Genomic DNA, 19691 nt, shown 5'->3' with positions numbered 1-19691 from the left:
GTATATATCAATACAGAGTAACGACAAGATAGTTGTCTTTTTGCGCAATCTGGTAGCTATACCGGCCGTCCAATTCGATAGCAAAGCGGTAGAAACGATCATGGGTACTCAAGGTAACCTGATTAACATGCTTCTGGTTCACTTTGAGTATTTCATGCAAGGTAGGTTCTTTTCTATCAATGTCAATGACAATGCGATAAGGATCGAGCAAGATAAACGAGCGTTGGATTTTGGAGGTAGTGCGCAGATATAATTTATTCTCTCGAATCCAAAACTCAAAATTAGCAATATTATAGGTGCTCTCTTCGGGTTGCAGAAAGGCCTTTTCTTGGGTAAGTTTTAGGGGATAGTGCCAATCGATGCGCCGCCCAATATCAATTTCCTTGGTGTGAACAGAGGCATCGACATCTTGATAAGTCAAGGTAATTTTGGTCAACACCCTGGCGGTGGTTGGTAGAGTGATCTTAAGAGTTTTGAAATAATCCGCCACAACATCCTCAAGCATGTTTGCGCTTCCATGCATGCCCTTGTTAGCGGGCTCAAAAGGATCTTCCCTTGCCATAAGTGCGCCTAACAGCACAAATACGACTAGTTTGCTAGCAATCCTCATCAGCGACCACCCGTGGGCGGCTCTAGCTCTTTAAGCTCAAAGAGTTGCTTTTGCAACTTAGCATTTTCATACTGTAGATTCTGCACGCTGGCCTGCAAATTCACTTGTTTATCCTTGAGCGCATTGAGCACCTCAAACGAGCTTTCTCCAAAGAGCAAGGCCCCGATATAGAGTCCCAACGCCGCAAGTCCAGCCACGAGCAACAAGGCATAGCGGTACAGATAAGCCAACTGCCACAGCGTTAATAACATCTCTAACTCTCAGTGGGCATACCAAGCACATGGGTTTTATCACCAAAACAGAGTTTTTCCTTGATCCTCTCTTCGATTTCTAGGGCTAGGTCTTGGTTCTCCTTAAGGACTAATCTTGAAGTTTCCTTACCCTGACCTAGCTTAGTGTTTTGGTAACTAAACCACGCTCCGCTCTTGTCTACGATGTCCAGCTTGACTCCATAATCGATGAGCTCGCCTGCATGGCTAATCCCCTCCCCATAGATCACGTCAAACTCAGCCTCTTTAAAGGGAGGGGCAACCTTGTTTTTAACCACTTTTACTTTGACTCGATTCCCAATGGATTGATCGTTTTGTTTGAGAGTGGCAATGCGACGGATATCCAAACGCACACTTGCGTAAAATTTGAGCGCGTTCCCTCCCGTCGTGGTTTCTGGGCTTCCATAACCCATCATGCCAATTTTCATGCGGATTTGGTTAATGAAGATCAAAGTGGTGTTCATCTTGTGCAACACACCCGTGATCTTGCGTAAAGCCTGACTCATCAAGCGTGCCTGCAAGCCCACATGTTGATCCCCCATGTCTCCTTCAATCTCTGCCCTAGGGGTGAGTGCGGCGACCGAGTCAACGGCAATCACATCCACCGCCCCACTGCGCGCTAAAGTTTCTAAAATCTCTAGGGCCTCTTCTCCCGTATCTGGTTGAGAAATCAGCAAATTATCTACATCCACGCCTAACTTTTTGGCATACTGCACATCTAGGGCGTGTTCAGCATCGATGAAAGCGCATGTGCCCCCATTCTTTTGCGCTTGAGCGATAACATGCAAGGTCAGGGTAGTTTTCCCACTCGACTCAGGTCCATAGATTTCCACAATGCGCCCCCTAGGTACACCCCCAACGCCCAGCGCAATATCAAGCCCTAGCGAACCCGTAGAGATCGCTTCGATGGGTTCGATTTCCTTATCTCCCCAGCGCATCAAGGCACCTTTCCCAAAGACCTTATCGATCTGCTTGATGGCCAAATCCAAGGCTTTCTGTTTCTGTTCATCCATGGGAAATCCTTTGAGTAAAGCGCGATCTTAACAAAAGAATGGCTAAAGTCAACTTAGGTTCAGCAAAGACAATGCACAAGCACATCTTAGAGTCCAGGGAGCACGAGCTGGTTAGTCCAGTTTAAGGCTATAGGGTTTTGGTGAACTATAAGGATGGCTGAAGTGATACCAAAAGTTAGCCTCATAAGCATTAGGATTGCGCTTGATACGACAATGAAAACCGCGTAACATTTCTTCGAATGGAAGATGATTTTCAACGATACAAGCCAAAATCTCTTGGCGTACTTTTAATTGCATAACGCGGTAACCCTGCTGGCTAGAAATGAGTGCGTTCTCTTCTACAATTTTAAAACTCTGGGCAGCGAAGTTGGCCTCTACAATAGGTGCTACAATTTTATCAAAGCTATCATTAGTAGGGATGAAACTGACAATTTGGTTAGCCCTATAGGTAGAAAGCTTGAGAAAACCCATCAGTTTATGGGGATTGTAAGTGAAGTTTTTAGCATAGAATTGCACATACTTTGGAGGGAGATCTTTTTTGAGTATGTGCACTTCTTCTTGCCACTGCACTAAATCTGCGGTCTTGAATTCCAAAGTGAGTGTATCATTGGGAGCGAGGTATTTGACGGGAGTTTCTCGGTGCGTGCGGCTGTAGAGATCACAAATTTTACTGCACTCTATAAGGTCGTTATGCGTGTTAATGCGCTTGATGATCGCATCTCGAGGACTCTCTTGCAAATAGGGAGTTGCAATGGGTAAGACATAGGCAGGTTTGGTGATATCGATGAGTTTTTCTAATTGCTGCTTTTGTCCTTCTAAGTAGGCATTGTGCAACGCCTTCTTTTCTTGACCGGTGTAATTGTCAATGCAGAAAGGAAAGCCCGAAGTTTCTCCAAAAAAGGCGGTGCAGAGCAAAGTTAACCCACTGGGTAAATTGAAGCGGTTGATATAACTGGCATAGGGGTTGATGAGCACATCATGTCCACAGAGGCACAAATAAAGCCCACTTTCTTCTGAGCCATCACCAGCTCTAAGGACGCTAAATTGAAAAAACGAGCTAAATTCGTAGATTTCCTGGAATTCGAGGGGAAAGATATTGGCAAAACCTAAGTTTTTCAGGGCGCGTTCTATGCTTTTAGAGGGAAAATTGCCCACAATAAAGGGCTTACTTCTAGGCACGAAGGCTAGAGTTTGAGGGTGCAGACAGCTAGAGCGATTAGAGGAGATAAAAATAAAATCCGCCTGCACCAAGCAATGCACCGCTTCCTTGCAGCTAGCTTTTTCCAAATAACTTGCCCCTAAAAAAGCGGGGCCCAATAACCAAGGATCGGTGATGAACTTGATTCCACCCGCTTCAATATACAGACAGGCGTGGTTAAGATAACGAATCTTAAAATCTCCCTTAAAGCTAGACTGATAAGGATTGGATAAATCAGTGGTGGTTTCTATCTGAAGAGTGCGCCCTTCTATGCGATATTTGAGGGGTTGTTTCCTGCGTCCATTATCATAACTCAAAGTGCTCAAATACAAATTCCATGCGCAATGAGGGCAGGAAGCAATGCCCTTCTTGTGCAGGAGTTTATCCCCCTTATGATCGCAAATGGTGTTGATAATCCAATCTACTTCGGGTTTTTCTCCCATTTTGACATGTTTTTTCATCTTAATAATGAACTCACCCATGTCATTAATGCCCTCCAATAAACCCCGCACAGAGAGACTTTGAACATTCGTATTGGTTTCAAAAAGTCCCACACGGCGCAGTTTAACAGGCGCGCGCGCGTTCTTGGATGGCAAAGCTGGCATGGCATCTCCATGGCAAAAATTAAAGGCGCATTATACTAAAATCTTGCCAAAATCCCCAACTCTTAAGGATCGCTCATGGCATTATTGGTAGATAGCAGAAGCGGCACAACTATAGAAGGTTTTGAGCGCGCTTTGCTCCATCCTAGCCACATGCAGGGCCTATGCGTGCCCCAGAGTTTGCCACAGGTGGATTTTTCCACCTACCTACCTTTGGGTTATGTCCAAGCCACGCATGCCCTTTTCCAAACATTGGAGATCAATCTTGAACCTGCCCTCTTGGATCATGCCCTTGCGCGCTACTCCAAGTTTGAGGCTATCGCTCCTTTGCACGCTCTGTGTGGGTTTAAAACCCCTGTGTATGTCCAAGAACTTTTGCATGGCCCCACTCTAGCCTTTAAAGACATGGCACTCCAGCCCTTTGGAATTTTATTCTCACAACTAGCCCAACAACGCCAAGAAAAGTACCTCATCATGGTGGCTACCAGTGGGGATACTGGCCCTGCGACCTTGGCTAGCTTTGCTAACTTACCCAATACTCGCGTTTGTTGTTTATATCCAGCTAGGGGCACAAGTCTAATCCAAGCCCTGCAAATGCAAACCATGGACGCGCCCAATCTCAAGGTGCTAGGCTTAGAGGGGAATTTTGACGACGCCCAAAGCACGCTTAAAACCCTTTTGCACGATGAAGCCTTTCAAGCGCATTTAGCCCAAAAAGGTTTACACTTAAGTGTGGCTAATTCAATCAATTTTGGACGGGTTGTATTCCAGATTATCTACCACATTTGGGGGTATTTGGATTTGGTGCGCATGGGTGTGGTTTCTTATGGCGATCCTATCAAAATCATGGTACCCAGTGGGAATTTTGGCAATGCCTTAGGTGCGTTTTACGCCAAACAAATGGGCTTACCCGTAGAGAAAATTAGTGTGGTGTCCAATGTCAATGATGTGCTCACTGAGTTTTTCAACACGGGGGTATATGACCTCAAAGCGCGTCGCCTGCAAAAAAGCCACTCCCCAGCGATGGATATTTTGGTGAGCTCTAATATCGAACGCCTTCTTTATGCCCTCTTTGGACCTGCTCGCACGCAGGAATGCATGCAAGAACTCCAAACACAGAGACGCTATACCCTCACTCTTAGCGAACTACAGAGCCTGCAAGCGCATTTTGAAAGCTTTAGCTGCGATGACGCGCATTGTCTAAGTACCATTGCGCGCATTTATCGTGATCACCACTATTTGGTAGACCCCCACACTGCGACGGCTCTTTATGCCTATGAACACCTTGAGAGCCACACACCATGTGTGGTGGTGTCTACCGCCTCTTGGAGTAAATTCGCCCAAAGCACTTTACTGGCCCTATGCCAAGAAGAAAGCACAGATGACGCGCAAGCCCTGGTGAAACTTGCCAAATTAGGGATTCATCCCCCCGCTTGTATCCATGAGCTTTTAGACAAACCCCGCATACATCAGCAAACCTGTGCACTTACAGAACTCTCCAACCACATCGATGCGTGGCTAGAAACCCTTTAATGCACTTGTCGCCACACCTTTTGTTTCCATACATAGGCAAGTAAGGTCATCACGGCAAAGAAAACCATGATTTTAATGCCCAGTGCGTCGCGTTGATGTTTCTTGCTATCTCCCACTTTCTCTAGGTAGTGGATGATTTGCTCTTGCGATTCCTTGTTTAAGCCCACTCTAGGCATGGCTGTTCCGGGCAAGAGTTTTTGGGGGTCATTGAGGAATATCTCGAGTTTCTCATGCCCTAGAGAGCGAATCATCATGGAGAGATCAGGCACTGCAGCCCCTAAATAGCGGTGCAAGTCTTTAGGATCGCTGATCGCTTGTACTTTATCGTATTTAATATCATGGCAGCGCTGGCAGGCTTGGGCAAAGACTTCCTTATCTGTAAGCTTTTTGGGCGCGATAGAAACCAAGTAAGCTACAACATCGGCCAAATCCTGATCACTGAATTGTGCAAAAGCAGGCATGGGATAGGGATTATCATCCTTATACTTATGAGTAAGTTTGGCTGTTTTCACCGGGTCTTTGATGAAATGAGCTAGGAATTGAGGGTTGAGCACGCTGCCCACATGGGAGAGATCGGGGGGTACAACCCCAAAGCTTGCCCCCGCACTAGCATGGTCCATAGGAGCAGGGATTTTTTGACTCTCAATGCCATGGCAGGCGGTGCAGTTTTGGGCAACTAAATCCTTGCCTTTTGCTACATCGCCCTTACTCAAGTCTATGGGCTTTAAATCCTTAAAGGCAAAGTCGGCGGGGGGCACTTTTGGCTCCATCACACTATGCGCGTAGGGCTCCACTCCCCAGTAAAGCACCCCGATCACCACGATCAAAATCGCTAGGATTTTAAGCTCCTTCATTGTGCCCCCCTTTCTTTTCAGCGCGTGCAATGAGGGGCAGGACTACAAAAAAGAGGGCTAAGAAGACAATGGAAGCCACAAACCCGACATACTTGTTATTCCCCACGGGGGGCAACTTACCATAGACAGTTAACACCACCATGTCAATGACTAACACCCAGAACCAAATTTGAAACGCTTTGCGCTGGTGGGCGGGTTTAACCACAGGGCTATTATCCAAGAAGGGCAGGAGAAAGAAGATCACTTGGGCAACTCCAAAGGCGACTAACCCTAAATTACCATTGAAGAAAAAGCCACGCAGGACTTCATAACTCCACAAGAAATACCATTCGGGATAGATATGGTGCGGAGTTTTAAGGCTGTCGGCGCGCTCAAAGTTAATGGGGTCCATCGCAAATTCATAGTGATAACACACCAAGTAGAAGAAAAAGACCATGAACGCGCAGACAACAAAAATATCCTTAGAGAGGAAAACAGGCCAAAAGGGTATAACCTTAGATTCTTTCTTTTTACCCTCTTTGAATTTCTTTTCTTCAGCTTCAAAGTCGAGCACTTCGCCCTCTTGGTTATTGACATGGGGAATGCGCAGAGAATAAAAATGCATACCCACAATGGCTAGGATCACCACGGGCAATAAAAAGACATGCAGCATAAAGAAACGGGTAAGCGTCGCATCCGCCACTACATAGTTGCCTCGAATCCACACTAGCAAATCCGGACCAATGACGGGGATTTTCCCAAATAACTCCGTGATCACTGAGGCCGCCCAATAGCTCATCTGCCCCCAAGGCAACATATACCCGCTAAAGGCTTCTGCACTAAAGATCACAAACAAGAGCATCCCACTGATCCAAATCATCTCCCGACCCTTTTTATAAGAGCCATAGTAGATTGCTACAAACATATGGATGTAGAGAATCACAAAGATCATGCTCGCCGCGGTGGCGTGGATATGCCGCCACAACCACCCATAAGCAACTTCCTGCATGATCGTAAAATTCACGCTGTCATAAGCTAGTTTGGCATCGGGCTTGTAATACATTAAGAGAAAAATACCCGAGATCACCAACAAGCCAAAGAGGGTGAGCAAAATCACCCCCATCGCCCATAAAAAGTTAATGTTTTTGGGAATCCAATACTCTGTCATTAACACTTTCGTGAGCTTCTTGACCCCTAGGCGTTGATCCAGCCAGTCCACAACTCCCGTTGCTTTTTTGATTTCTGCCATTCTCTATCCTTTACGCGTGCGCGACCATATTTTTATACTCTGGCCCCACTTCGCCAAAGGTGATTTTGCTACCCTCTAATTTAAAAGGAGGGATTTCAAAGGGACGGGGCGGAGGCGTGCCTGGAATGTTTACCCCATTGCTGGTAAAACGCCCTCCATGGCAGGGGCATAAAAAGCCTTGTTGGTTGGATTCAAAATTGGGAATACAGCCTAAATGGGTGCAAATTTGAATCCCCACTGTGAACACCCCATCTTGAATCTTGAAATCGCGCTTGGGATCAAAGGCGTCTTGTGGGGTTTTTTTGATAATGTAGACTGGTTTACCCCGCCACTCCACGCTGGAAAACTCGCCATCCTTCATGTTGCTTACATCCACGCTGGTAAAACCTGCCGAAACGACACTGGGCAAGGGGTCCCAAGTTTTTTTCATGGCCACCAAGCTAAATAGCGCGCCCACGCCCGCTACCCCAGCTAAAGCCATGCTCAAAAAGTCCCGCCGATTCATCTCCGCCATCATCACTCCTAAGTTGATTATTGCAAGCTACGATTTTACATGAAAAAGTCTAATACTATGCTTTTGGGGGTAGCATGCCAAACATCGGGCGCATGGGCTTAATATAGGGTGCAGTGAAATCCATTGGCATGCTACCATGGCTTAGTGAGTAGGGTAGGATTTACCACTTACACCCTAAAGCCCCTAGCTTGATAATATGGAGAGTGTGTCAACTAATGCCCTTCATCGTGCAAGAACCATCCTTCATGTGCAATGGGTTTTAAGAGGTTTTGGCATAGAGAATCTACAGAATCTAAGCCCTTAACTTGCTGATTAATATCCAAGTACAAGCAAGGGGTATTTATAAAAATAAAAAGGAATTTGGCAAGCTCCCAGAGGACAGCCAAGAAAATGACAATTTCCGCATTAAGCGCTACATCTCCAAGTACACCATCAACCCTGCTTTAACCCATGGGGTGAGCGAGTATATCGGCTCTGTAGAAGAAGGCAAGATCGCTGACTTAGTGGTGTGGAATCCTGCCTTTTTTGGTGTGAAACCTAAGATTGTGATCAAAGGCGGCATGGTAGTGTTCTCTGAAATGGGCGATTCTAATGCGTCTGTGCCCACCCCCCAACCGGTTTATTACCGCGAAATGTTTGGTCACCATGGCAAGGCCAAGTTTGACACCAGCATCACTTTCGTTTCCAAAGTCGCTTATGAAAATGGGATAAAAGAAGAGCTAGGCTTAGAGCGCAAGGTGTTACCGGTGAAAAACTGCCGCAATATCACCAAGAAGGATTTCAAATTTAATAACAAAACGGCAAAAATTACCGTGGATCCTAAGACCTTCGAGGTCTTTGTAGATGGCAAACTCTGCACCTCTAAACCCGCCTCTGAAGTGTCTTTAGCTCAACGCTACACTTTCTTCTAGGCATGAGCACCCCCTCAATGGGGGTGAGTTTATAGTTTGCTTTTAATAGGTTCTTGTAACTTTAGGGGAACTACTTAAAGCCCACACTTGTAAGCCTTGACAAAAAGGGTCATGGGAGGCAAAGCATTGTAGCTCTTGTTTGGAATTTAAGTAAAGGCAGGGGGTGTTATGGATACTTAAGAGTTTATAGCGCTGTGGATAGTCTTTGAAAGGGGGAGGACTAAGGCTCTGCCCTGTCAAAATACGCTGGCAGGTTTGTAAGTGGGATCTGACATGTGTACCCAACATGGGGCATCGTTAAGGGCTAACATAGAAGCGGCTTTGTGTGCACTCACCATGGAGTCATATAACTCTTGGGCAGCCCTGATAAACGCGTCTGTGTCCGGGGCACTCTGTGTGGGTGCGCGCTCTTGTAGTGTATCCAAGTGGTTTTTAAACAACAAAGTCGCGATTAAGGCTATGATAACAATTCCTAAAGACACCCCTCATAAAACGCGCTTACGCATCAACTAATGCCCTTCATCGTGATAAAACCATCCTTTTTTGCTCAAGGGTTTGAGCAGGCTTTGGCATAGCCTACTAGCAGAACCCAAGCCATTAACCTGCTTTTGTTCATCTAAATACAAACAAGGCACGCCCTGTAAGCTCACCATTATGTAGTCTTGCAAATACGCTTTCAAGGCGGACACATCGTATTTTTCACTCCTAAACATCTGCGCACACTCTGTTTGTGTGCTCTCACGCAAGTACTCCAGGCGCAAACACGCACTAGGGTATCTGGGGAAGAAAATAGGGGTATTATAGACATCATCGCCCTGATCGACAGAGAGAGCCTCTTGGGCATCTAAAAACTGGGCGACTCGTCTTAAGGCAAAAAAATTCATGGGGCGCAGGGGCTTTTGTTTGTCCATCATGGTAGAGATACCCTCTTTAGAGAGATCAAGAGCTTGATTGCCATTTTGATTTGTAGAGCCTAAAAAATGCATATCTCCATCCCCATCTTTATCCCAAGAAAAGATAAAAATACGATCTTCCTTCTTAGAGTCATTTTGTTGGAGCGCATGGGTGCGGGCTATTTTAAGCGTGTTGAGCAGATTGTAGCCCAAATGGGGGTTAGACTTGCTCATGATGAGGTCGTAAACTAAGGACACGATGTCAAAATCTTGATAAATCGTGTAAGCAATGCGCCCATCATAGGTATTCCCCGCATTGTAACGGCGATCTATAAAATCCTGCACCCTTTTACCTAAATCCCCACAACCACCGCAATGTTTTAAGTCTTGGATATGCGCTAGGGTGTGCACATACCACACCGCATCTAACCCTTGCGCGTGGGCACGGATCAAGGGTTGATAGAGAAAATTTAGAGCACGGATCAAGTTTTGGGTGATTGTCTCTGTAGAAGTGGGGGTGTTCTTTTGGCAGGTATCCTCAGAGCCCCCCTCTAAGAGCGCAAAGAGCAAAAACATGGCTTGTTGTTGCATGCGCTTTAATAACGCCTTCTCTTTGTCATTGTTGGGTTTAAAATTAGAAAATAAGGGCAAGGATTCTAGGGCACTTTGGGCTTGTTGTTCTAGCTGAGGTAACACGCCTTGCAAAAATTGCGTGCGATCTTGCTGGCATGTGGGGTCTTGTGTGTGCGCCTCTTGCAGGGCACTTTCTAAGAGCGTGCGCATCGCCTCTACATGCTGTAAAAACAAGGGGGGCAAAGCGATCTCTTTGGGTGGAGTGTAGAGCGCCCATGCTTGCAGGGCCTTACAAGAGGGATTTTTGGAGTCAAAGCCGCGTAATTCTTCTTTGGCGTTCAAATACAAACAGGGGCTATTGTCTATGCCTAAGAGCATGAAACTTCTCAAATATTCGCGGTATCTAAAGGGGTTAAAACTCTGTGCTTTTAGGATTTGTTGGCAATTTTGCGCGCTCTTTGGGCTGAGATATTTGGGGTAAAAACAGGGGGTGGGGTTGGCGCGCAAGTACATCGCAGAGAGGCGTTCGGGGTGTTTTAGGGTATCTACATAATAATCTTTGGCATAAAAAAAGGCTTCCACGCGTTTTTTATAGTGCAGATCCCATAGTTTAAAGGCTTGCTGTTGGCTAACAGAGAGGCTTTTATACCACGTATCCGCATTAAACCAATCCAACCCAAAACTTCCGCTGTGTGCTGCAAAGTCCATAGCCAGATCGGCGCTTTTAAAGTCCTCTAGCCACGCACTGGGGGGAATGTCAGGGGGCAAAGTGCAATAGTCTTTAGTAGCGCAGGGGTGGATGGCATGGAATTGGGAGTCTTGAAGATTTTTCAAATAAAAGCTAGGATCAAGCCCTTGTTTGGAGGCTTGGATGAGGGGGGTGTAGATGAAATCCAACAAGCGCGCGTAATCTTGTGCTAACAGGGGTGCGGGGGTGTTGGTAAAATAAAATTTAAGATCGTTGAATTGATCGGAATCTGCTAGTTCGCCCTCTAAGAGGGCTAAGAGATGCAGGCTCTCATAATCTAGCAGGTAAGCCCACTTAGAGCCTTGCAAAGAGGCTAGAGGGGTGGCTTGCAAAATGGCGTTAAAATATGATTTAGCAGTGGGCAACCACTCTTGCAGATTCTGGGCATCGCGCGTGGGTGCGGTATTTTTCAAAAAATCTTGGGCGTTTTGAAACGCTAGAATCAAGTCTTTAGACAGAGGCGCGCCCATGTTAGGGGGGTGGGCTTGCAACACACGGCAAAGGGGATTTTTAGAGCGGAAGGTTTTAAGGGTGTTTTGGGAAGTGAGATAGAGGCAGGGTTGGTTATCAAAGCCTATGAGGCGAAAGTTGCGCAAGTAGTCTTGTAGGGGGGCGTTAGGGCGCGCCAAGACCCCGCGACACGCTGTCTCCATCTCTTTAGATAGAGTCGCGTTAAAACAAATGTGGGGAAAATTTTTAAGGGTTTGCTCTAGGGGTTGGGCTTGATTGAATAGTTTAGCCACCCCATAAACACGCCAAAGCACGCTCATATAATACTGGTTCAAAGCCCTAGTAAATTCTAAATCCAAATTTAAGGGCTTATAAATCTCCTTATAATAGGCTTCAGCACTATAATGCCCTAGACCACTCATGGTGTCAGTAAAAAAAAGATAGGAGTTTGTGCTAAAGTACAAAGCTTTCAATTGCGCAATAACTAAAGGATTTTTAGAAGCGTCCATGTCGTAATTGCCTGCATCCCTGAGCTCAAGGGGCGTGTTGTCAGGTTTGTCCTCTAAGAAGCGCAAGTAAGCGCTAATATCTAGCCCTTGTTGTGCGCTTTGGATCAAGAGCGCATAAACGAGCTTTAAGCTCGTAGAATAAGCTTGTAAAAATTCTTCTTTTTTAAGCGCGTAGGGGGTAAAGGAATCAAAGTACTTATCCACAGCATCGTAGTCCGGGGGTCTGCGATCGCCATAACAATCTACATCTGGAATCTTGGCGCGCACTAAAGAGAGGGCATGCAAGATTTCAAAGTTTCTAATGCGCGTAGCTAGGGCTTTAGGCAAACTGGCCTGAATCTGCTTGATAGTGGGGAGCGCATCTACCATCTGCGTGGCTAACTTGATCCAAGTTTTAGCATGGCGCTTGATCATCTCTATAGAATCATAATCAGGGTCCGCACCACCACCACAGCGGGCATTTTCAGAGGCTTCTTTATGGGCATTGAGCATGGAGTCATAAAGACTTTGTGCTGCTTGGTAAAAAGCCTCTTTTTCTAGGGGGAAGGACGCGCTGTTGGGAGACGTGTGCTGGGTGCGCGCGATAAACCAAAAACTCAGTAAAAAAACTGCTAGAAAAGTAGGGATCACAAACCATGGCCATACTGCATGTTTTTTCATCGGTTGACAAGTGTCCTTTTTGAAATATGGCTTGGGGGAGAGAAATTAGGGGGTCGTGTTTGCAGGGCTTGACAGAGGGGGTTTTTAGAGTTAAAGCCGCGCAATTGCTCTTTGCCGTGCAGATACAAGCAGGGACTGCCATCCACGCTTAAAAGTCTCATGCTTTCTAAATAGTCGCGGATTTTAGACTCGTCAAAGCGTTGCTTTTCTAGGATTAGTTGGCAGTTTTGCACGCTCTGCTGGTTTAAATATTTGGGGGTAAAGCAGGGGGTGGGGTTGGCGCGTAGACGATCTGCAGAGATTTTCTCTGGGTGTAATAGCGTGTCTGTGTAAAAGTCTTTGTTGGTGAAAAACGCCTCAATGCGTCTTTTATAGTGCAAATCCCATAGTGGGGCTTGCTTGGGAGTCCATCGCAGGGCTAAACCTTTATTGGGTGAAGTTTCACCTTGCTTGTGAGTTCGGGATATAACACTCCACCAGACAAAGGGAACATAGGGAGAACTACTACCTTCATCACTTATAAGATAACTACCTAATTTGGCGGTTTTAAAATCTTCAAGCCACGGGCTTTCTTCTATGTTTTTAGGTGGCTTACAGAGGTTTTTTTGCGCGCAGGGGTTGGTAGCACTACGAGCGGATTTTTTGAGGTCTTGTAAATACACGCTAGGGCTTAAGCCTTGTTTAGTGGCTTCTATTAAAGGGGTGTAGAAAAAATTAAGCAGGTGGAGGTAATGGTATGCCAACACAGGGATGGGGGTAAAAGCGGCGTGGTGTTTGTATATATTCAAATCAGAATCTTTTATCGAGCCTCTTAGGAGGGCTAAAAGATGGACTTGTTCGTACTCCAGCAAATGATGCCATTTAGCCCCCCGCAGAGAGGCTAGAGGGGTGGCTTGCAAAATGGTTTTTAGGCGTTTTTTAAAGGGTTTGGGGTCATGGGGGGGTGTATCTAACATGTACATTAAGGTGTCTTGAGCCTCTTGAAAGGCTTTGATCAAATTGGAAGGCACGATCATACCCATTTGGGGAGGGTTTGCCTGTAGGGTCTGACAAAGAGGGTCTTTAGAAGGGAAGGTTTGGAGCGTGTTTTGGGGGGTGAGATAGAGACAAAGCTGGTCGTTAAAGCTAATGAGGCGGGTATGCCGAAAGTAACGGTAGAAATATGCATTGGGATGCTTTAATAAGACTTGGCATGCAGGGATGTCTTCTTTAGAGGCATTGAAGCAAGCAAAGAGATCAGGGGTGGCAAGGGGTTGAGAGGCGCTTAGGGCGCGCACACTATATAACCATGTGTTAAAGCGGTAAGCGTAATAATCTCTCCAACGATGGATATCTTGCAGGCTCAAGCCTAAAGTCTCTTGGACCTGTTGGTAGAAATTTTCTATAAGTTGTTCGTTATAGGCTATGCTTTCTGTACGAGGGAAGTCATAATCAAAGCTATCCAAGAGGAAATTATCTAAACCCGCTCTTAGGGTTTTAAAGCGCAGGATAGTTGGCGAGGAGTCTTTGGCTAAGATGTCCTTTAATTCTTTGAGCTTGGCGGAGTCCTCTTTTGAGGAGAAGTGTAGCTGTGAAAGTAGAGTGCTTTGGTACTCGCATGCGCTGAATGTAAGGATGCTTGTCCAATGCAGAGTATGCAAGAAGGATTTTAAAGGCAAGCCCTGTTTGGAGGCGTTGATCAAGAAGGGGTAGATAAACTCTAGGTTTTGTTGCAAAACTTCTAAGAGTTTTTGGGCTTCAAGGGGCTTTGGAGGGGGTACTCCGTGTTTTAGAGCGTTCCTACAACTCACCTCGATAATCTTAGCACGCACCATCGCCAAGACATGTAAAGCCTCAAAGCCCCTGATTTGCTCATAAAGAGGGAGGCTTTTTAAGCGCGCCATAAAAGGTACATGGTCTATCATTTGGGTAGCTAGGCTAATCCATATTTTGTAGTGCTGCGCTACCACCTGTAGGGGCATAGAAGATTGATATATTTGACTTGAGTCGCACTCCGCTTTAAGGGCAACTTGTAGGGCGCTGTTATGATCATCTAACATTGCATCATAGAGGTCCTTAGCCGCTTTGAAAAAAGCTTGCTCTTGGGAGGTGCTAATAGAGTTTGTGGGCGTGTGTTGCGCGCCTAAGCCAAAACTAGGCACAAAGAACAAGAAGAAAATGGGAATCATAAACCAAAATGTTTTCTTCATCTATTTTGATACCACTCATAGAGTTTTTTAATCCCCTCTTCTAGGGGGATATTTGCCCTCCAACCCAAGCGTGCGATTTTACTCACATCGCTACACTTCAATAAAGTCCCATCGGGCTTAGAGGTGTCAAAAACCAACGCCCCCTTAAAGCCCACAATCTCTTTAATCAAGTTGGCTAAATCTCTAATGCTAATATCCTCCCCTGTGCCAATGTTGGTATGATTGAGCGTAGTGGTGGCTTGTTGGTGTTTTAAGAGAAATACACACCCCCGGGCTAAATCACGCACATGTAAAAACTCGCGTCTAGGCGCGCCACTGCCCCAAATTTGCACCCCTTGTGCGCTCACTCCGTGTTGTTCTAAAATGCTTAAGGCTTCTTGCTGGCCAGACACTTGCAAATCTTGCAACACCAGATCTAGGCGGTTGTTCTCTAGCAAATGGGCTAGGTGCATTTTTCTTAAGAGCGCGGGCAAGACATGGGAGTTTTGCAGATCGAAGTTATCATGCTCGCCGTATAAATTGGTGGGCATCGCAGCAATAAAATGCGTGCCATACTGGGCGTTGTAGGCTTCACACATCTTTAAGCCCGCAATTTTAGCGATGGCATAAGGTTCGTTAGTAAACTCTAGGGGGCTAGTTAAAAGGGCTTGCTCTTGAATAGGCTGGGGGCATTCTTTGGGGTAAATGCAAGTAGAGCCCAAAAAGAGGAGCTTTTTAACCCCATACTTGTAGGCGCAGTGGATCGTGTTGGTTTGAATCGCTAAATTTTGGTAGATAAAATCCGCGCGGTAGGTGTTATTGGCCAAAATCCCCCCCACTTTAGCCGCGGCTAAAATGACGATGTCGGGGCGTTCTATCTTAAAAAATTGCTCGACTGCATTTTGCTGTGTTAAGTCTAACTCAGAATGGGTTTTTAAAATTAAATTGTCAAAACCTTGCTCTTGCAAACACGCTACAATCGCGCGCCCCACTAAGCCTCTATGCCCGGCTACAAAAATTCTATCGCCCTCTTGCATGCACTCTCCCTAGTCTTAAACAACTATCATAGCCAAGCAGGGCGGGCATGTCAAGGTAGGCTAGCACCCTTAAAGTGCGCGCTTTACTTCTTAAGCGCGGGGCTTAAATTTTAGGGGTGTAGCTGAAGCAATCTTAGGCGCGATACCAATGGGGAAGGGTTGTGAGGGAGGTGCAACCTACAAACATCTGTTCCATTTTTATTACACTAGAAACATCCCAATCATCCAAAGGCTGGTTGAAGCTAGCACAATTGTGAAACATGCCTAGCATGTTCTCTACCCTAGAAACATCCCAACAATTTAAAGACTGGTTAAAATTGTCGCAATTTATAAAAAACCTCCCAAATAGTATAGACTCCGAGTCTAGCATAAATTTAGCCCTAAATACTACCGCCCCTCATTTTCCTTAAACCAATCGCGCTGACTGATGGGCTCGCTCAAACTACGGCACATACGATCTAGGGAGCTCAAGGGGAGCACTTGCTGAGGGAATTGCCCAGAATCTAAAACCACGCATGGCGTTCCTCTAATGCTTATTACCCTATACCTATCTAAATAGGTTTTCAAGGACGCGACATCGTAGGTTTGCTTGGCGAACATAACCGCACATTGTGCTTGGGTGCTGGAGTGCAGATATTCAGGGTGCAGACACGCACTAGGGTGTTTAGGTAAGTGAAATACGCTATCCTCCGCACGCTGATCCATGAGCACCACCTCTAAACCTTCTAAGAATTGGGCGATACGCTGGAGGGCAAAAAACTTTAGATCAACAAACCTTAGATCGCCCGATGGACTTGGTTGCTTCAAGAATCTAGCAAGACTTGCAGCCGAGAGGTCTAAGGGATCTGTTTCTCTTACTTGACACTCTAAAGAGTTGGACTCTTTAAAGGCTGTGGCTAAATCCCAACTTAGTAGTTTTGTAGGGATTTCGCGCACCATTTGATAGGCTAGCAAAGCGATTTTATAATCTTGATAAAGCGCGTAGGCGCGTTTTCCATTGTAGCTGTTTTCTTCAAATTTATGCGAATCGATAAGTGGGGCTAAAATATGCGCCCATTGCGCTTGGGGTCTATCTGTGGCACGATGGGCAAGGAAGCTCACATATTCAGAGGCATCATAGACAGATAGCAGAGATTGGTAACGCAGAGGTTTATAGAGAAAGTCAAGCACACGCACCAAGTTTTTGGCAATCTCTTGGGTAGAGAGGGGGTTTTGCTGGCACGGACTAGAGTTGCCCTCTAAAAGGGCAAAGAGAAAGACGATCGCTTGGGTTTGCATGTGTTTTTTTAAGGCAACCGCTTCGCTTTCCATAACCTGTTTTAAATTGGTACCATCGCTGTATTTATCGTATTTCTCTAGTTTAGTTTTAAAGTGCGCAAATAGAGGCAGGGATTCTAGGGCATTTTGGGCTTGTTGTTCTAAGCTGGGGAGGAGGGGTTTTAAAAATGAGGTATGATCTTGCCTGCAGGGGGCATTTTGCAGGACATGTCGAATTTGGGTGTGCATAGAATCCAGGTTTTGTAAGAACACAGCAGGCAAAGTGAGCTCTTTGGGCGGGGTGTAGAGTGCCCAATCTTGTAGGGCAAGGCATGCGGGCTCTTTGGAGTCAAAACCGCTTAATTGTTCTTGAGCATTCAAATACAAGCAGGGGCTATTGCCTATGCTTAAGAGTCGGACACTTCTTAAGTAATCCTTAAAATAGAGGGGGTTAAAACTCTGGGCTTTAAAGATATGCTGGCAATTTTGCACGCTCTGTGCGCTTAGGTATTGGGGAGCAAAGCAGGGGGTGGGATTGGCGCGCAAACGCTCCGCTGAGATAAGTTCAGGTCTTCGGATACTATCTATATAAAACTCTTGGCTATACAAAAATGCCTCTACGCGTCTTTGGGCATGCAAATCCCATAAGTGAAAAACTTCTTGGGTGTGTGTATCCATACTCTTAAGCCATTGGTTGGCTAAATCCCATTCAAGCTCATCGGGTCCCTCTACACAACGATCGCAAGGCTTGACTATTTTTTGGTGTAAGGCCAATTTTTGGGCTAAACCCATGCCCTTTAAATCTTGAGGATATGCCCTAGAGGCGATGTCAGGGATGGGATTGCAAGGGTTTTTACAGGGTCTAGCTTGCAGGGGTTTAGAAACTTGCAAGGCTTTTAAATACAAGCTAGGGTCAAGCCCTTGCTTTTTAGCTTGGAGCAAAGAGGGGTAGATCAAATCTAGCATGTGTAAATAATCTTGCGCAATAAAGGTGGCGGGGCGTATAATGCGGTGCAGATCATTACTCGTTTCATTGGCTTTGCGCATATAAGCTTGCAAGAGAGTTAAAAGCTGGGATTGCGTGTAATCTAGCAGGTGATCCCACTCTTTGCCTTTGAGGGGGGCTAGTAGGGGGGTGGCTTGGATAATGGCTTGTAGGTGTTGGCTTAGGGCGGGCTTGATCTGTGCAAAGGTGATTTTCTTTTCACCATAATTATTATGAGCATTAAAAGCCTGTATGAGAAAATCTTGGGCGTTTTGAAAGGCTTGCACCAAACCTTTAGGCAAAGGCGCGCTGACATTAGGAGGGTTGTCTTTGAGGATTTGGCAAAGGGGTTCTTTGGAGGGGAAGGTTTGGATCGTGTTTTGTGGAGTGAGATAGAGGCAGGGCTGTTTGAAGGCAATAAAGCGAAAATTATGGAAAAAATTTTGCACTGTTTTAGGCAAGCTATATTCAAGCATGGGACTCATCTCCCAATTGACTTCCGTGATCCCCTCTAGGCGCGCATGGATAGCAAAGAGATAGGCATGGCTTAAAGATCGCATGGTGGATAAAGACAGACCTAGAGGCTGATTGATTTCAGAATAGTAGCTATCTCTCTCATATTCGCCTAAGCTCCAGTAGGTATCTGTAGATCCATACCACCACCAATTTTCTGCAATAAAAAGATACGCCCGAGTGCTGAATTGCAAGGCTTGCAAATGCGCGATAAAAGTGCCCTTTTGGGGTGCATCTACTTTATTTTTCTCTAAATACGCGCCCAAATCGTTTAAAAAAGCGGGCATATCAGACTTTTCGCCCAAAAAGCGCAGATATTCCTTTAAATCTAAGCCTTGTTTGAACGCCTGTATGAGTAGGAAATAGACTACCTCTAAACTGGTAGAAAAATTTTCTAAAAAGACCTCTGGGTGGAGGGGGAGGGGTTGGAGTTTATAATCTGGAGCAAATAGAGGATCGTCATAGCAATCCACGCCTGGAATCTTGTAGCGCATGAGCGCAATCACATGCAAAATCTCAAAACTTCTAATTTCTTGGGCGAGGGATGGGGGCAACTCCGCTTGGATGGCTTTGACAATGGGGAGTGCATCTACCATTTTGCTAGCTAGATTAATCCAAGTGGGGGCGTATTTCTTCACCATATCCACAGAGTAGATGTCTGGATCAAAGCCCTTAGGGCATAACATCCCCTTAGTGGTTTCTTGAAATGCCCCTAACATAGAATCATAGAGTTCTTGTGAGGCGTTTAAAAACACGCCTTTATCTAAACTCCACTTGGGAGGCTGGGGGGTAGCTAGGGGCGTGCGCGTGATCCACCACACACCCAGTCCAACAAGGGCTGGTAAAAAAATTGCAAAAACTATACGCGCTAGGGATTTATTCATGCTTAGACGAGACATTTTGACAATAACGCATGGTATTAACGACTAAAGAACACCCCACCTGGTCGCTAACCTGGTCGCTAAAAGAGTGCACCGCTCTTACAGACCTGCCACATTCTATAAGGCTGGGATTTCTGCTGTATGTTTGTTTCATCCATGTCTACTTTACACCTTTGGTTTTCAGTTGTCAAGTGTTCCGCATGTCCACAAGCATTGATATAGCAAGAACCCTGACTACTAAAGGCAATGCCTGTTTTAACAACAATCTGAAAACATCTTAGCCAC

The 19691-nt window shown here is 45.8% G+C and carries 16 protein-coding genes; 2 read left to right on the top strand and 14 right to left on the bottom strand.

Annotation, left to right across the window (positions count from 1 at the left end):
- Positions 1-7 precede the first annotated feature (7 nt).
- From C6H04_RS00915 to C6H04_RS00900, 4 genes are all read right to left on the bottom strand, one after another.
- A complete protein-coding gene (locus C6H04_RS00915) occupies positions 8-562 on the bottom strand; it encodes an AMIN domain-containing protein (protein WP_233710483.1) in 555 nt (184 codons plus the stop codon).
- A 47-nt stretch (positions 563-609) separates the two neighbouring features.
- Positions 610-861: a hypothetical protein gene (locus C6H04_RS00910; RefSeq protein WP_104695812.1), complete on the bottom strand. Its 252-nt coding sequence runs from the start codon at positions 859-861 to the stop codon at positions 610-612.
- A 2-nt stretch (positions 862-863) separates the two neighbouring features.
- Entirely contained in the window at positions 864-1892 is a 1029-nt protein-coding gene (recA, locus tag C6H04_RS00905) for a recombinase RecA (RefSeq protein WP_104695813.1), read from the bottom strand.
- A gap of 111 nt (positions 1893-2003) precedes the next feature.
- Positions 2004-3695 carry an MBL fold metallo-hydrolase gene (locus C6H04_RS00900; protein WP_104732073.1) on the bottom strand — a complete coding sequence of 564 codons (1692 nt, stop codon included), beginning with the start codon at positions 3693-3695 and terminating at the stop codon, positions 2004-2006.
- A 75-nt stretch (positions 3696-3770) separates the two neighbouring features.
- Between C6H04_RS00900 and thrC the strand changes: the two genes are divergently transcribed.
- Positions 3771-5225 carry a threonine synthase gene (gene thrC, locus C6H04_RS00895; protein ID WP_104732072.1) on the top strand — a complete coding sequence of 485 codons (1455 nt, stop codon included), beginning with the start codon at positions 3771-3773 and terminating at the stop codon, positions 5223-5225.
- On the opposite strand, the gene C6H04_RS00890 is transcribed toward thrC, so the two are convergent.
- From C6H04_RS00890 to petA, 3 genes are read right to left on the bottom strand one after another with little or no spacing between them, the layout of a single operon-like run.
- On the bottom strand, positions 5222-6079 hold the full coding sequence (locus tag C6H04_RS00890; protein ID WP_104732071.1) for a c-type cytochrome: 858 nt from the start codon (positions 6077-6079) through the stop codon (positions 5222-5224). The two genes, thrC and C6H04_RS00890, sit on opposite strands and share 4 nt — an antisense overlap.
- Positions 6066-7307 (bottom strand): cytochrome b, encoded by a 1242-nt coding sequence (locus C6H04_RS00885; RefSeq protein ID WP_104732070.1) that lies wholly within the window; start codon positions 7305-7307, stop codon positions 6066-6068. The genes C6H04_RS00890 and C6H04_RS00885 overlap by 14 nt, the downstream gene beginning before the upstream one ends.
- 10 nt (positions 7308-7317) lie before the next feature.
- Positions 7318-7821, bottom strand: a complete 504-nt coding sequence (petA, locus tag C6H04_RS00880; RefSeq protein WP_104695818.1) for a ubiquinol-cytochrome c reductase iron-sulfur subunit — start codon at positions 7819-7821, stop codon at positions 7318-7320.
- A 305-nt stretch (positions 7822-8126) separates the two neighbouring features.
- Between petA and C6H04_RS00875 the strand changes: the two genes are divergently transcribed.
- Entirely contained in the window at positions 8127-8732 is a 606-nt protein-coding gene (locus C6H04_RS00875; protein WP_267892263.1) for an amidohydrolase family protein, read from the top strand.
- Positions 8733-8968: 236 nt separating this feature from the next.
- Here the strand turns inward: C6H04_RS00875 and C6H04_RS00870 are convergent, their stop codons facing one another.
- From C6H04_RS00870 to C6H04_RS08045, 7 genes are all read right to left on the bottom strand, one after another.
- A complete protein-coding gene (locus C6H04_RS00870; RefSeq protein WP_158653798.1) occupies positions 8969-9157 on the bottom strand; it encodes a hypothetical protein in 189 nt (62 codons plus the stop codon).
- A gap of 84 nt (positions 9158-9241) precedes the next feature.
- The gene (locus C6H04_RS07965) at positions 9242-12565 is read right to left on the bottom strand and encodes a hypothetical protein (protein WP_199767063.1); all 3324 of its coding nucleotides are present in this window, start codon (positions 12563-12565) and stop codon (positions 9242-9244) included.
- A complete protein-coding gene (locus C6H04_RS00860; RefSeq protein WP_104732068.1) occupies positions 12562-14754 on the bottom strand; it encodes a glycoside hydrolase in 2193 nt (730 codons plus the stop codon). Before C6H04_RS00860 ends, C6H04_RS07965 begins: the two co-directional genes overlap by 4 nt.
- Complete coding sequence (locus C6H04_RS00855) at positions 14751-15770, bottom strand: GDP-L-fucose synthase family protein (RefSeq protein ID WP_104732067.1); 1020 nt, start codon at positions 15768-15770, stop codon at positions 14751-14753. Before C6H04_RS00855 ends, C6H04_RS00860 begins: the two co-directional genes overlap by 4 nt.
- A gap of 133 nt (positions 15771-15903) precedes the next feature.
- Positions 15904-16140 carry a BspA family leucine-rich repeat surface protein gene (locus C6H04_RS00850; protein ID WP_104732066.1) on the bottom strand — a complete coding sequence of 79 codons (237 nt, stop codon included), beginning with the start codon at positions 16138-16140 and terminating at the stop codon, positions 15904-15906.
- Between the two features lie 17 nt (positions 16141-16157).
- Entirely contained in the window at positions 16158-19409 is a 3252-nt protein-coding gene (locus C6H04_RS00845) for a hypothetical protein (protein ID WP_104732065.1), read from the bottom strand.
- Positions 19410-19486: 77 nt separating this feature from the next.
- Positions 19487-19691, bottom strand: a 205-nt coding sequence (locus C6H04_RS08045; RefSeq protein ID WP_233711801.1) for a hypothetical protein, incomplete at its 5' end; no start/stop codon positions are given.

Origin of the sequence: Helicobacter salomonis, assembly GCF_900197775.1 — a bacterium.
Classification (GTDB): Bacteria; Campylobacterota; Campylobacteria; order Campylobacterales; family Helicobacteraceae; genus Helicobacter; species Helicobacter salomonis.
Note: the sequence above shows the minus strand (reverse complement) of the source record. Positions and strands in the feature narration are given on the sequence as shown.